We start from the raw sequence: 13,696 nt of genomic DNA on the forward strand, positions 1-13,696 counted from the left end.
TTCGGCTCAGAGCGCCAGCAGCGCCGCCAGGTCCGCCGCCGGGAGGCTCCCCGGCGCGCGGCCCTGGCGCGCGTACTCCGCGGCCAACCGCTGCAGCGCGGCGTTCACCGGGGCCGGCAGCCCGTGCTCCCGGGCGAGCAGCACGATCTCGCCGTTGAGGTAGTCCGCCTCGGTCGATCCGGCGCCCTTGGCCAGGCTCTGCCGGGTGGAGCTGCCGCCCAGTTCCACCCCGTCCAGCGGCACGCTGCGGATCAGGTCGCCGCGGCGCTCCAACTGCTCGGCGATGGTGGCGTGGGCGATCCCGGCGGCGGCCAGCACCGCCTCGCCCTCGGCCCGGGCCCGGGCCGCCAGTTCCCGGGCCTGGCCTTCCCCGGTCGAACCGGCCAGCGCGTCCACGGCGTTGCCCAGGTTGCCGATCAGCTTGCCGTACTTCCAGCGCATCACCTCCGCGTCGACCGGCGCCTGGAACCGGGACTTCTCCAGGTCCGCGGCGATCTCCCGGGCCGTCGGGTCGGCGCCGGCCGGGTAGCGGCCGAGGGTCAGGATGCCGGAGAGCGGAGCGCTGGGGACGGCGACCGCGCCCGGCTGCAGATGGGTGGCCGGCATCCACACCGACATCGCGTAGACCCGCCGGAACCGGCGCAGGGCGATCCGCTCGTTCTCCACCCCGTTCTGCGCGCAGACCAGCGGCAGCAGTTCGTCGGAGCTGCCGCCGCCGGCCACCGGCCGGGCCGCCCAGTCGTCCAGCACCCCCGCGGTGTGCTGGGACTTGACCGCCAGCACCAGCACGTCCGCCGGGTCCAGCTCCAGTTCCTCCGGGCCGCCCACGGCCGGGACGGCGAGCGTCCTGGTCCCCTCGGGCGTGCTGAACCGCAGTCCGCCGTCCCGCAGCGCCGCCAGATGCGGGCCGCGGGCGACCAGCACCACGTCATGGCCGCTCTCGTGGAGCCTCCCGCCGATACCGCCGCCGATGGCCCCTGCCCCGATGATGATGTAGCGCATGAGCTGAGCCTCGCACACGCGTCCGGCGGACGCCGCTCCGCCCCGGCTGGTTCCGGGACCTCTGATTCTTGGTCAGATCCGTTGACACAGATGGGTCAAGAGCGTAGACATCACTCGCTGAGAGCGCTCTCACGGCTGTATGCCGCCCTCCGCGCGGCCCTCCACCCACGGTCAGGAGTCCCCACTGTGTCCAGCAGTCATGCCCCCTTACTGACTCTCCGACAGCCCGACCACCACAAGCGGCGCCGTTCGCTGCTGATCGTGGTCCTGGTCGCCGCGCTGCTCGCGGCCCTGGCCCTGGTCGTGACCCAGTCCCCGGCGGGCGCGGCCAGCACCCTGCTCTCCCAGGGCAAGCCCGCCACCGCCTCGTCCACCGAGAACGCCACCTTCCCGGCCTCCGCCGCGGTCGACGGCAACACCGGAACCCGCTGGTCCAGCGCCTTCAGCGACCCGCAGTGGGTCCAGGTCGACCTGGGCGCCAGCGCCTCGATCACCCAGGTCGTGCTGCAGTGGGAGGCGGCCTACGCCACCGGCTTCCAGATCCAGGTCTCCGACACCGGGACCGGCGGCTGGACCAACATCTACAGCACCACCACCGGCACCGGCGGTGTGCAGACCCTCAACATCACCGGCACCGGCCGCTACGTCCGGATGAACGGCACCGCTCGGGCCACCGCCTACGGCTACTCGCTCTTCGAGTTCCAGGTCTACGGCACCATCGGCGGCACCACCCCGGGCGGCTGCGGCACCGCCAACGCGGCGCTGAACCACCCGGCCACCGCCTCGTCCACCGAGAACGCCACCTTCCCGGCCTCCGCCGCGGTCGACGGCAACACCGGAACCCGCTGGTCCAGCGCCTTCAGCGACCCGCAGTGGCTCCAGGTCGACCTCGGCTCCAGCCAGAGCATCTGCCAGGTGGTGCTGCAGTGGGAGGCCGCCTATGCGACGGCCTTCCAGATCCAGGTCTCCGACACCGGCACCGGCGGCTGGACCACCATCTACTCCACCACCACCGGTACCGGCGGCACCCAGACCCTCAATGTGGCCGGCACCGGCCGCTACATCCGGATGAACGGGACGGCCAGGGCCACCGCCTACGGCTACTCGCTCCTCGAGTTCCAGGTCCACGCGGGTACCTCAAGCAGCCCGTCCACCAGCGCCAGCGCGACCGCGTCGACCACCCCCGACCCCAACGGCTTCTGGGGCGACACCAGCACCATCCCGGCCGCGCAAAACGTGGTCGAGGTCAAGATCCTCAACCGCACCAACGGCAAGTACCCGGACAGTCAGGTCTACTGGAGCTTCAACGGGCAGACCCACTCCATCGCCGACCAGCCCTACCTGGACATGCCCGCCAACTCGGCCGGCCGGATGTACTTCTACCTCGGCTCGCCCACCAGTCTCTACTACGACTTCATCGAGTTCACCGTCGGCGCAGCCGTCTTCAACGGCAACACCACCCGGGTCGACGCCTTCGGGCTGAAGCTCGCGATGCGGCTGCACGCCAAGGACGGCTACGACGTCCAGGTCGGCGAGAACCAGTCGACCTTCGCCGAGGACCGCGCGGTCACCTTCCAGCGGTTCATCAACGCCGTACCGCAGCCGTTCCAGGTGCTGGCACAGACCCAGGCGCCGTACCGGATCATCGCCCCCGGCAGCGACCCGAGCTTCCGGGCCGGCGGCGTCAACGCCAACTACTTCACCTCCTACGCAAGTGCCAACGGGATCAACGCCCCGACCTCGGACATCTTCGGATGCGCCGGAGTCCTGGCCGCCGACCCCAACAACTGCGCGGCGCTGAACCGCCATGTGGCCGGGCTGACGGCAGCTCAGCAGGCCGACCCGACCCAGTACTACAAGGCGGCCCCGGCCAACTACTACGCGAAGTTCTGGCACGACAACGACATCAACAACCTCGCGTACGGCTTCCCGTACGACGACGTGGCCGGCCAGTCCTCGTTCATCTCCCACAGCAACCCGCAGTGGCTGGAGGTGGCCGTCGGCTGGTAGCCGAATGACGCTCGCCCCGGTCCCGGTCGGTTCAACCCCGACCGGGACCGGGCTGCGTTCAGCAGGCGCCCTTGTAGAGGTACTTGGCGACTGCGGGGTCATTGATGTTCTGTGCGGTGATGGCGACCATGGTGGTGCCGATGGACGCGGTGACCGGCTTGCCGTTGAACGCGTCGACCAGCTGGTCCACGGCCTGGGTGCCGATGGCCGCCGGATCCTGGGCGACCAGGACCTGGATGGTGTTCGCCTTCAGGGCGGTCACCTCGTCCGGTTCGGCGTCGAAGGCGACCACCTTGACCGTCCCGTTCTTGTTGGCCTGCTTGAGCCCGGTGGCGATGCCCTGGGCGGTGTTGGTGTTCCCGGCGAAGACCCCGCCGAGGTCGGGGTGCGCGGCCAGGGTCGACTGGATCTGCGAGGCCGCGGTGGCCGGCAGGTCGTTGTCGTAGAGGGTGGGGATCACCTTGATGCCCGGGTAGGTGGCCATCTGCTGGGTGAAGCCCTTGATCCGGTCGTCGGTGGTGGAGACGCCCGGCTTGACGCTGATCACGATCACCGAGCCCTTCTCGCCCATCTCCTTGGCGAGCGCGTCCGCCGCGACCTGACCCCCCTTCACATTGTCGGAGGAGATCCGGGTGACCCCGATCGACGGATCGGTGACCGAGGTGTCGACCAGGGCGACCTTGGTCCCCGCGGACTGGATCTGCTTCAGCGAGGGTGTCAGCGCCGCGGTGTCGACCGGCGACACCATCAGCCCGGACGGCTTGGCGGCGCCCACCGAGTCGATCAGCGGCTTCTGCACCGAGACGTCCCACTGGGCCGAGCCGTCCGCCTTGAAGCTGACGCCCTTGGCCTTGGCCTCGGCCTGCGCCGCGCAGGTCATGGTGATGTAGAACGGGTCGCTCTTGACCCCGGTGATCAGTGTGATGCTCTTGCCCGCGGTCCCGCCGGAGCCGGTGCCGGAGCCCTTGGAGCCCGAGCTGCTGCTGCAGCCGGCCACCGCGAACGGGATGACAACTCCCAATACCAGAAACGTTCTTGCCGTGGTTCTCATCTTCGTTCCCCTTCTTGTTCTGCGTCGACGTGCAGGTCAGATCCGCTCGCGCCCCTGCTTCCTGATCTGGTCGAGATAGACCGCGCCGACCAGCACCGCGCCCACCGCCACGTCCTGCCAGTACTGCTGGACCCCGACGACGATCAGCCCGGTGGTGAGCACCGCCGGGATGAACACGCCGATCACCGTGCCGAGCACCGAGCCGCGGCCGCCGAAGAGGCTGGTGCCGCCCAGCACCACGGCGGTGATCACCTTGAGGTTGTCGGTCGAGTGCCCGGCGATGGAGGTGGTGCCGTACGAGGCCAGCCACATCACCGCGCCGAGCCCGGCCAGCAGCCCCATCAGCGCGTACACCTTCACCAAGTGCCGGCCGACCGGGATGCCGGCCCGGCGGGCGGCGGCCGGATTGGAGCCGATCGCGAAGGTGTGCACCCCGAACCTGGTGCCGCCGAGCAGCAGCCCGAACACCACGGTCACCCCGGCGGCCAGGATCACCAGCCAGGGAATGCCCAGCAGCTTCCCGTAGCCCAGACTGTTCTGCAGATGCGCCGCGACGGCCCCGGACGGGTCCTGGCCGCCGGTGGCGATCTCAGCCAGGCCCAGCGCCGCGCCGAGCCCGCCCAGGGTGACGATCAGCGCCGGGATCTTGCCGGTGGCCACCAGCGCGCCCTGCAGCGCGCCCCAGGCCGTGCCCACCGCCAGGGCGATCACCAGGCAGACCGCCACCGTGCCCCAGCCGGCCGTGGCCCCGCCGTGGTGGATGTTGTACTCACCGGCCGCCACCGCCGCCAGCACCAGCACCGAGCCGATCGACAGGTCGATCCCGGCGGTGATGATGACGTAGGTCATCCCGACGCCGAGCACCAGGTAGATGGCGGCGTTCACGGCGATCTGGGTGATGTCGTAGACGGTGAAGAACTTGCCCGGCGCGGAGATCGAGAAGTAGGCGACCAGGGCCACCAGGATCGCGAACGTCCACGCCTCGTTGCGGCGCAGCACCCGTCGCGCCCACTCCGGCACCCGGCGCTCAGGGGTCTTCGCGGCGGGCGCGGCGGTCTGCTCCTCCACGGAGGTCATCAGGCGCTCCTCTGCTCGTCCAGGGAGCCGGTCATCGCGCCGACCAGCTCCTCGATCGAGGTGTCCGCCGCGGTGAACGAGGCCACCCTGCGGCCCAGCCGCAGCACCTCGACCCGGTCCGCCACCGACAGCACCTCGGGCATGTTGTGGCTGATCAGCACCACGCTGACGCCCCGGTCCCGGACCCGCCGCACGGTGTCCAGCACCCGGCCGCGCTGCACCACGCCCAGCGCGGCGGTGGGCTCGTCCATGAAGATGACCTTGTCGGCGAAGGCCACCGCGCGGGCCACCGCCACCGACTGCCGCTGGCCCCCGGAGAGCGAGCCGACCGGGGCGTCCACGTCCAGCAGGGTCACCCCCAGCTCGGCGAACGCCTGCACCGCCGCCCGCCGCATGGCCGGACGGTCCAGCGCGTGGAACGGACGGAGCAGCCCGCCCCGGAACAACTCCCGTCCCAGGTAGAGATTCGCCGCCGCGTCCAGGTGCGGGGCCAGCGACAGATCCTGGTAGACCGTCTCCACCCCGTGCCGCTGCGCGTCCATCGGCCCGTCGAAACTCACCGGCACCCCGTCGATGGTGATCTCCCCGCCGTCCGGCGGGACCACCCCGGAGAGGACGTTCACCAGGGTCGACTTTCCGGCGCCGTTGTCGCCGATCAGTGCCACCACCTCCCCCGGATAGGCGGTGAAGTCCGCTCCCTGCAACGCCTGGACCTGTCCGAACCGCTTCACCACCCCGCGGGCGGCGAGCAGCGGCTCACGCTCCGGCATTGACATCGTTGCCATCCCATCGCCCTCGGACCCGCTTGGTATCGTTAACAACGCTCCGATCGTCAACCCAGTGCTGATGTGGCGTCAAGTGCCTTGCAGGCGTTGTTATCGGTTGTATCGTTACCAGTCGACGGACGCCGAAGGCGGCGGAGGGGGGTCCGGAACATGATCGCCCGGCCTACGATGAAGGACGTCGCCCAGCGGGCCGGCGTCAGCACCATGACCGTCTCCCGCGTGGTCAACGGCGAGCCCGGGGTGATGCCCGAGACCGCCGCCAAGGTGCAGCGGGCGATCCGGATCCTGGGCTACCAACGGGACGACGTGGCGCGGCAGTTGCGCCGCAAGGGCCAGCTCAGCCAGACCATCGGCATCCTGGTCGACAATGTCGCCGACCCGTTCATGGCGGGCCTGGCCTCCGCCGCCGAGGACGTCGCCAGGCAGCACGGCAGCGTGGTCCTGATCGGCTCCTCCCGCGACGACCTGCACCGCGAGCGCGAGGTGGTCTCCGCGTTCACCTCGCGCCGGATCGACGGGCTGATCCTGATCCCGGTGGCCGGCAGCCACCGCTTCCTGCGCAACGCGATGACCACCGGCACCCGGGTGGTGTGCGCGGACCGTCCGGCGGCGGGGCTGCGGACCGACGCCGTGGTGGTCGACAACCTGGGCTCGGCGCACGCGGCGATCCGGCATCTGATCGCGCACGGGCACCGCCGGATCGCCTACCTGGGCGACCGGTTGGACATCTCCACGATCGAGGACCGCTACGCCGGCTATCTGGCAGCGCTGGCCGACGCCGGGATCCCGGCCGACCCGGCGATCGTCCGGCACGGGCTGCGGCTCGGCCCGGACGCCGCCGAGGCGGTGACCGGGATGCTGGCGCACCCGGCCCCGCCGACGGCCGTGCTGGCCAGCAACGGCATCGTCGGCCTCGGCGTACGGGCCGCGCTGCCGCCCGGGGTCGCCCTGGTCGGTTTCGACGACTTCCAGCTGGCGCCGCAGCTGGATCCGCCGGTGACGGTGATCGCCCAGGACCCGGTCGCCATGGGCAGCACCGCAGCTCATCTGCTGTTCGCCCGGATCCACGGCGACACCTCGCCGCCGCGCACGGTGGTACTGCCGACCGAACTGGTGCAGCGGGGGTCCGGAGAGATCCCGGGACCGCACCTTCTGTGAGTTGTCTTGACAGCTGGCCGAGTTGCGGTCAGCTTATTGGCATGTTCCGAACGTAGACAACGTTGTCAGGAAGGGACCATGCTGATGCCACGACCCCGTGGAAAGCACCGTTCGGCGTTACCCCTGCTGGCGGTGGCCGCGCTGCTGGCCTCCGGTGCCACCGCGGCCCCCGCCTTCGCCACCGCGAAGCCGGCCGCCCTCGTCACTTCACCGGCCTCGCTGGTGAACCCGTTCATCGGCACCTCCAACGCGGCGGACGACTTCCCCGGCGCGGACGCACCGTTCGGCATGGTGCAGTGGAGCCCGGACACCCCGTCCCGCCCCGACGGCGGCGGCTACGAGTACAAGGACTCGTCGATCACCGGCTTCAGCCTCACCCACATCGCCGGGCCCGGCTGCGGCGCCGGCGGCGACATACCCGTGCTGCCGACCGTCGGCGCGGTCAGCACCAGCGCCACGGACGCCTTCTCGCACGCCAATGAGTCGGCCACCCCCGGCTCCTACGCGGTGTCCCTCAACAACGGGGTGAAGACCGAGCTCACCGCCACCACCCGGAGCGGGATGGCCCGATTCACCTTCCCGTCCTCCACCCAGTCCAACCTGGTGTTCAAACTGGCGAACAGTCAGAACGGCGACTCCAACACCCAGTTCAACGTGGTCAGCAGCACCGAGGTGAGCGGCCAGGTCACCAGCGGGAAGTTCTGCGGCGCGGGCAACGCCTACACCGTCTACTTCGACATGGTCTTCGACCAGCCCTTCGCCGGCAACGGCACCGCGGCGGTCAAGGCCACCCCGTCCGCCACGCCGAGCACCGGGGCCAAGCCCAGTGCGCCGGAGGCGAAGAACAAGCCCACCCTGCACGGCGCCAAACCCCCGGCCAAGAAGGGCGTCACGGCCAAGGCGGTCACCCCGCAGGCCGCCGCCAACGACGGCTATGTCACCTTCAACACCACCAGCAACCCGGTGGTGCAGGCCAAGGTCGGCATCTCCTACGTCTCCACCGCCAACGCGGTCGCCAACCGCACGACCGAGAACCCCAACTGGAACTTCGCCGGCACCCAGAGCGCCGGGCTGAGCGCCTGGAACGCCCTGCTCGGCCGGGTGAAGACCGACGGCGGCACCACCGCCCAGCAGGCGGTCTTCTACACCGCGCTCTACCACTCGCTGCTGCACCCCAATGTGATCAGCGACAGCAACGGCCAGTACGCCGGCTTCGACGCCAAGACCCACACCGTCGACTCCGGCCACAGCGCCGCCTACGCCAACTACTCGGGCTGGGACATCTACCGCTCCCAGGCCCAACTCGAGGCGCTGGTCGACCCGCAGGCCGCCTCCGACACCGCGCAGTCGATGGTGGACGACTACACCCAGACCGGCCAGTTCCCCAAGTGGTCCGAGGACAACGGGGAGAGCTACGTCATGGTCGGCGACCCTGCCGACGAGATCCTCGCCGACTACCACGCCTTCGGCGGCACCAACTTCGACACCGCCACCGCGCTGACCGACATGGTCGCCGAGGGCACCACCGCCAACAACAACCGGCCCGGCCTCAACTACCTGGAGCAGCTGGGCTATCTGCCCAGCGACGGCAGCTACGGCTGCTGCAACTTCTACGGTCCGGCCTCCACCACACTGGAGTACAACTCCGCCGACTTCGCGATATCCGCGCTGGCCGGGGCGCTGGGCAACACCACCCAGCAGACCGCCTTCGCCAACCGGGCCCAGGACTGGAAGAACCTCTTCGACTACAGCAGCGGCTTCATCCAGCCGCGCGACCTGCGCGGGCCGTGGACCGCGAGCTTCTCGGCGACCTCCGGCAACAACTTCGTCGAGGGCGACTCCTGGCAGTACACCCCGATGGTGCCGTTCAATGTGCACGGCCTGGCCACCGCCATGGGCGGCGACAGCAAGCTGGCCGCCTTCCTCGACACCGACCTGTCCTCGCTGACCGGCGGCAGCGGGCACACCGACCTCGGCAATGAGCCCAGCCTCAACATCCCCTGGGAGTACGACTACATCGGCCAGCCCTACAAGACCCAGAAGGTGGTCCGGCAGGTCCAGGACCAGATCTGGACCGACGCCCCCGGCGGGCTGGCCGGCAATGACGACCTCGGCGAAATGAGCTCCTGGTACGTCTGGTCCGCGCTGGGCCTCTACCCGGAGACCCCCGGCACCGCCGACCTGGCGCTCGGCTCGCCGATGTTCACCCAGGCCGTGATCACCCTCCCGTCCGGCAGCACGCTGACCATCAACGGCAGCGGCGCCGCCGACAACGCCCCCTACGTCCAGTCGGCCAGCTGGAACGGCGCGGCCTGGAACAACGCCTACGCCCCGGCCGGGGCGATCAGCGGCGGCGGAACCCTGGGCTTCACCCTGGGCACCACCGCCAACACCTCCTGGGCCTCGGCCGCCTCCGCGGCGCCGCCCTCCTACGCCGGAAACCCGACCTACACCGACATCGGCGTCTCCGCCGACGCCGCCTCCTCCAGTGCCAACTTCGACGGCGGCGGCTGGAGCTACTCCGCCACCGCGCTGGCCAATGCCGGGATCAACCCCGGCGGCACGGTCAGCGCCGGCGGCACCTCCTTCACCTGGCCGAACGTGGCCGCCGGGCAGCCCGACAACTACCTGTCCAACGGCCAGACCGTGGCCGCCACCGGCTCCGGGGCGATCTCCTTCCTCGGCACGGCCAGCAACGGCCCCTCCTCGGGCACGGCCACCGTCAACTACACCGACGGCACCACCCAGTCGGTGCCGCTGGCCTTCTCCGACTGGACCCTGAACGGCGGTTCGGCGACCGCCCTGGCCGGCAGCACGGTGGCGGCCACCGTGGCGTACCGCAACCAGGCCGGCACCACCTCCGACACCGTCAAGACCTATCTCTTCGCCAGCGCCCCGGTCACCCTGACCGCGGGCAAGACCGTGGCGAGCGTCCGACTCCCCTCGGACGTGGGCACCGGCGCGCTGCATGTCTTCGCCATCGGCTTCAGCACCGGCGGCGGCGGAACCACTCCGCATGTCGGCCCGATCACCTCAGGGGTCTCCACCGGCCTGTGCGTGGACGACCTGCACAGCGCCACCACCAACAGCAACCCGATCGACATCTACACCTGCAACGCCAGCGGCGCCCAGCAGTGGACGGTGGGGACCGACGGCACGCTGAAGGTCCTCGGCGGCTGCCTGGACGTCAGCAACAGCGGCACCGCCGACGGCACCAAGGTCCAGTGGTACGGCTGCAACGGCACCGGCGCCCAGCAGTGGGCGGTCGGCTCCTCCGGCTCCCTGGTCAACCCCGGCTCCGGCAAGTGCCTGGACGACCCCAACTCCACCACCGTGACCGGCACCCAGCTCCAGATCTACACCTGCAACAGCAGCAACGCCCAGAAGTGGAACCTGCCCTGACCGACAGCTGGGCTCTCGCGGCCGCCCCGGGTCAGTGACCCGGGGCGGCCGTCGTTGTATCCGTACACACGTTCGCTGCTTCACCCTCGGCACGCCCCGGCGCTACCGGGCACGCCCCGCACCGGCCGCTACGGTGAGGACATCGCCGCAGGTGGGGGGCTTTTGACGACCCCTCGCCCGGTGGCTGACCGTCAGCACACAAGTCCAGGAGCATCCCGTGGCGATGGCCCCGACACCGACCTCGCTGGCCTGGGAGGGCGACTGCGTCGTCACCCTCGACCAGCGCGGCCTGCCGACCGAGCAGCGCCCGCTGCGGCTCAGCACGGTGGACGAGGTGATCGCCGCGATCACCTCGCTCGCGGTGCGCGGCGCCCCGGCGATCGGCCTGGCCGGCGCGTTCGGCGTGGCGCTGTCCGCGCTGTCGGCAGGGCGCAACGGCCTGGACGAGTCGGCCGTACGCGCCGACGCCCGCCGGCTGACCGCCGCCAGGCCCACCGCCGTCAACCTCTCCTGGGCCGTCGAACGGACCCTGGGGCGGCTGGCCGAGGGCCCTGCGGCTGTGCTGGCCGAGGCCCAGGCCATGCTGGCCGAGGACATCGGCGTCAACCTGGCCGCCGTGGACCGCGCCGCGGCGCTGGTGCGCGAGCTCTGCCCGGACCGGCCGCTGCGCATCCTCACCCACTGCAACACCGGACGGCTCGCCACCGCCGCCGTCGGCACCGCGCTCGGGACGATCCTGCGGCTGCACGCCGAGGGCGCGGTGGAGGAGGTGCTGGCCGGCGAGACCAGGCCGCTGCTGCAGGGCGCCCGGCTCACCGCCTGGGAGCTGGGTCAGGCGGGTGTGCCGCACCGGGTGTGCACGGACTCCGCCGGTCCGGCCGCGATGGCCCGGGGCCTGGTCGACTGCGTGCTGGTCGGGGCCGACCGGATCGCCGCCAACGGCGACGTCGCCAACAAGATCGGCACCTACGCCCTGGCCGTCGCCGCGGCCCGGCACCGGATCCCGTTCCTGGTGGTGGCGCCCGAGTCCAGCTGGGACCGCTCGCTGGCCGACGGCTCCGGCATCGTCATCGAGGAGCGCGACCCGGCCGAGGTCACCGCCTTCGCCGGCATCACCACCGTTCCGCCGGGCACCGGCGCGTACAACCCGGCCTTCGACGTCACCCCGGCCGAGCTGGTCACCGCGATCGTGACCGAATGCCGGACGGTGCGTCCGGGTGGCTCTCCGGGCGGGGAGCTCGCCGCGATGTGCCGGACGCTCTACCAGCGCGGCTGGATGCCGGGGACGGCGGGCAATCTCTCGGTCCGGCTGCCCGGGGTCGCCCACACCGCGCTGATCACCCCCAGCGGGCGCGACAAGGACTCGCTCGCCGCCGCCGACATGATCGGCATCACCGCCGAGAGCGGTGCTCCGCTGGGCGGCGGTCCCGGGCGGCCCTCCGCCGAGACCGCCATTCACGCCGCGGTCTACCGGCACACGACTGCCCGTGCGGTGATCCACGTCCACTCCCCCTATGCCACCGCCGTGGCCACCCGCAGCGCCCGGGACTACGGGCCCGGGCTGTTCGGGTCGGTGCCGCTGCGCGGCCAGGAGCTGCTGAAGGGGCTCGGCCTGGCCGACCACGGGCGGACCGACGTCCCGGTGTTCCCCAACTGGCCCGACGTCGGCCTGATCGCCACCGAGGTCGCCGAGTACCTCGCAACGGCGGCGGCGACAGCGTCGGACCCGGCCCCCGGCCTGCTGATCGCCGACCACGGCATCACCGTCTGGGGAGCGGACCTCGCCCAGGCCAGAAACCGGCTGGAGTGCTTCGAGGCGATCTTCCAACTGGCACTGCTGACCGGCGCGGACCTGCTCCCAGCTCTCTAAACTACCACTTCGTGGAAGGAAACTGACGATGACTCTGCTGCAGACCATGCCGGACACCGACCCGGCCGAGATCCGGCTCCGTACCCGCGACTCCACCGCGATCGCCGAGGCGCTGGCCGCCCACGGCATCGGCTTCGAACGCTGGCCGCTGCGCGGCCCGGTCGACGCCTCGGTGCCCAACGGCACCCTGCTCACCCGCTACGGAACCGAGGTCGACGAGCTGTGCGCCCGGCGCGGCCTGCGCCTGGTCGACGTCGCCCGGTTGCACACCGCGGACGGCGCCGACAGCGCCGAATCCCCGGGGAGGCAGGAGAAGGCAGCGGCGGCCCGCTCCACCTTCCTGGAGGAGCACCGGCACGGCGAGGACGAGGTCCGCTTCTTCGCCCATGGCACCGGCTGCTTCTACCTGCACCTGGACGGGGAGGTGCACGCGGTGGTCTGCGAGGCCGGGGATCTGCTGTCGGTGCCGGCCGGCACCCGGCACTGGTTCGACATGGGCCCGCGGCCCGAGTTCGCCGCCATCCGCTTCTTCGAGCAGGAGGACGGCTGGGTCGGCGACTTCACCGGCGACCCGCTGGCCCAGCGCTTCCCCCGGCTGGACGACCTGCTGGCGGTCGCCGGATGAACCACCCGCCGCGCCGCCCGGTCCACGCCGTCGTCCTCGACATCGAGGGCACCACCGGCTCGGTCTCGCACGTCCAGGAGGTGCTCTTCCCGCACGCCAGGGCCAGGATCGCCCGCTGGCTGACGAAGCATCAACACACGCCCAAGGGACGTGACTTGCTCGCCGCCGTGCGCGACCGCACCGACTCGGCCGAACTCAGCTGCGCCCAGGCGGTCGGCGTCCTGGAGGACTGGTCCGACCAGGACGTCAAGGCCGCCCCGCTGAAGTCGCTGCAGGCGCTGATCTGGGCCGAGGGCTACCGCGCCGGGGAGCTGAGCGGACATGTCTACCCGGAAGTTCCGGCCGCGCTGGCACGCTGGCGGGTCGCGGGGGTGAGTCGATACATCTACTCCTCCGGAGCCGTCCCGGCCCAACGGGACTGGTTCGCCCACACCGCCTTCGGCGACCTCACCCCGCTGCTCGACGGCTACTTCGACCTGACCACGGCCGGCGGCAAGCGAGAACCCGGCTCCTACCGCAGCATCGCCACCACGATCGGCACCCCGGCCGCGCACATCCTGTTCGCCAGCGACGTCGCCGAGGAGTTGGACGCCGCCGCCGAGGCCGGCTGGCAGACCCTGGGCGTCCGCCGCGCCGACGACCCCCGCGGCCCCGACCTCCCCGGCCACCCCTGCGTCGCCTCGTTCAGTGCGTCGGCGCTGGCAGCGGTCGCATAG

Annotated in this window: 10 protein-coding genes; 6 read left to right on the forward strand and 4 right to left on the reverse strand. The window is 71.1% G+C overall.

Translation table 11 applies throughout. The features are described from left to right. Window positions 1-6: 6 nt before the first annotated feature. A complete protein-coding gene (locus tag ACXKR8_RS08550) occupies window positions 7-1,002 on the reverse strand; it encodes a ketopantoate reductase family protein (RefSeq protein WP_458272291.1) in 996 nt (331 codons plus the stop codon). Window positions 1,003-1,188: 186 nt separating this feature from the next. Between ACXKR8_RS08550 and ACXKR8_RS08555 the strand changes: the two genes are divergently transcribed. Further along, window positions 1,189-3,012, forward strand: coding sequence for a galactose-binding domain-containing protein (locus tag ACXKR8_RS08555; RefSeq protein WP_462100411.1), 1,824 nt, complete (start codon window positions 1,189-1,191; stop codon window positions 3,010-3,012). A gap of 58 nt (window positions 3,013-3,070) precedes the next feature. On the opposite strand, the gene ACXKR8_RS08560 is transcribed toward ACXKR8_RS08555, so the two are convergent. From ACXKR8_RS08560 to ACXKR8_RS08570, 3 genes are all read right to left on the reverse strand, one after another. Continuing rightward, the gene (locus ACXKR8_RS08560) at window positions 3,071-4,033 is read right to left on the reverse strand and encodes an ABC transporter substrate-binding protein (protein WP_458272292.1); all 963 of its coding nucleotides are present in this window, start codon (window positions 4,031-4,033) and stop codon (window positions 3,071-3,073) included. A 66-nt stretch (window positions 4,034-4,099) separates the two neighbouring features. Then, the gene (locus ACXKR8_RS08565; protein ID WP_458272293.1) at window positions 4,100-5,140 is read right to left on the reverse strand and encodes an ABC transporter permease; all 1,041 of its coding nucleotides are present in this window, start codon (window positions 5,138-5,140) and stop codon (window positions 4,100-4,102) included. Continuing rightward, window positions 5,140-5,925 carry an ATP-binding cassette domain-containing protein gene (locus ACXKR8_RS08570; protein ID WP_458272294.1) on the reverse strand — a complete coding sequence of 262 codons (786 nt, stop codon included), beginning with the start codon at window positions 5,923-5,925 and terminating at the stop codon, window positions 5,140-5,142. Before ACXKR8_RS08570 ends, ACXKR8_RS08565 begins: the two co-directional genes overlap by 1 nt. A 150-nt stretch (window positions 5,926-6,075) precedes the next feature. On the opposite strand from ACXKR8_RS08570, the gene ACXKR8_RS08575 reads away from it, so the two are divergent. The 5 genes from ACXKR8_RS08575 (at window position 6,076) to mtnC (ending at window position 13,696) form a co-directional block, all read left to right on the forward strand. After that, complete coding sequence (locus tag ACXKR8_RS08575; protein WP_458272295.1) at window positions 6,076-7,083, forward strand: LacI family DNA-binding transcriptional regulator; 1,008 nt, start codon at window positions 6,076-6,078, stop codon at window positions 7,081-7,083. A gap of 78 nt (window positions 7,084-7,161) precedes the next feature. Beyond that, entirely contained in the window at window positions 7,162-10,485 is a 3,324-nt protein-coding gene (locus ACXKR8_RS08580; protein WP_462100412.1) for a lectin, read from the forward strand. A gap of 223 nt (window positions 10,486-10,708) precedes the next feature. Beyond that, window positions 10,709-12,355 (forward strand): S-methyl-5-thioribose-1-phosphate isomerase, encoded by a 1,647-nt coding sequence (gene mtnA, locus ACXKR8_RS08585; RefSeq protein WP_458274925.1) that lies wholly within the window; start codon window positions 10,709-10,711, stop codon window positions 12,353-12,355. A gap of 28 nt (window positions 12,356-12,383) precedes the next feature. Beyond that, complete coding sequence (locus ACXKR8_RS08590; RefSeq protein ID WP_458272297.1) at window positions 12,384-12,980, forward strand: 1,2-dihydroxy-3-keto-5-methylthiopentene dioxygenase; 597 nt, start codon at window positions 12,384-12,386, stop codon at window positions 12,978-12,980. Further along, complete coding sequence (gene mtnC, locus ACXKR8_RS08595) at window positions 12,977-13,696, forward strand: acireductone synthase (RefSeq protein WP_458272298.1); 720 nt, start codon at window positions 12,977-12,979, stop codon at window positions 13,694-13,696. The genes ACXKR8_RS08590 and mtnC overlap by 4 nt, the downstream gene beginning before the upstream one ends.

This window comes from Streptacidiphilus sp. PAMC 29251 (genome assembly GCF_054208735.2).

Excerpts from the sequence above, each read along its gene's own strand:
- ACXKR8_RS08590 (WP_458272297.1), top strand. The coding sequence starts at position 12,384 with ATGACTCTGCTGCAGACCATGCCGGACACCGACCCGGCCGAGATCCGG.
- mtnA (WP_458274925.1), top strand. The coding sequence starts at position 10,709 with ATGGCCCCGACACCGACCTCGCTGGCCTGGGAGGGCGACTGCGTCGTC.
- ACXKR8_RS08575 (WP_458272295.1), top strand. The coding sequence starts at position 6,076 with ATGATCGCCCGGCCTACGATGAAGGACGTCGCCCAGCGGGCCGGCGTC.
- ACXKR8_RS08565 (WP_458272293.1), bottom strand. The coding sequence starts at position 5,140 with ATGACCTCCGTGGAGGAGCAGACCGCCGCGCCCGCCGCGAAGACCCCT.
- mtnC (WP_458272298.1), top strand. The coding sequence starts at position 12,977 with ATGAACCACCCGCCGCGCCGCCCGGTCCACGCCGTCGTCCTCGACATC.
- ACXKR8_RS08550 (WP_458272291.1), bottom strand. The coding sequence starts at position 1,002 with ATGCGCTACATCATCATCGGGGCAGGGGCCATCGGCGGCGGTATCGGC.
- ACXKR8_RS08570 (WP_458272294.1), bottom strand. The coding sequence starts at position 5,925 with ATGGCAACGATGTCAATGCCGGAGCGTGAGCCGCTGCTCGCCGCCCGC.
- ACXKR8_RS08580 (WP_462100412.1), top strand. The coding sequence starts at position 7,162 with ATGCTGATGCCACGACCCCGTGGAAAGCACCGTTCGGCGTTACCCCTG.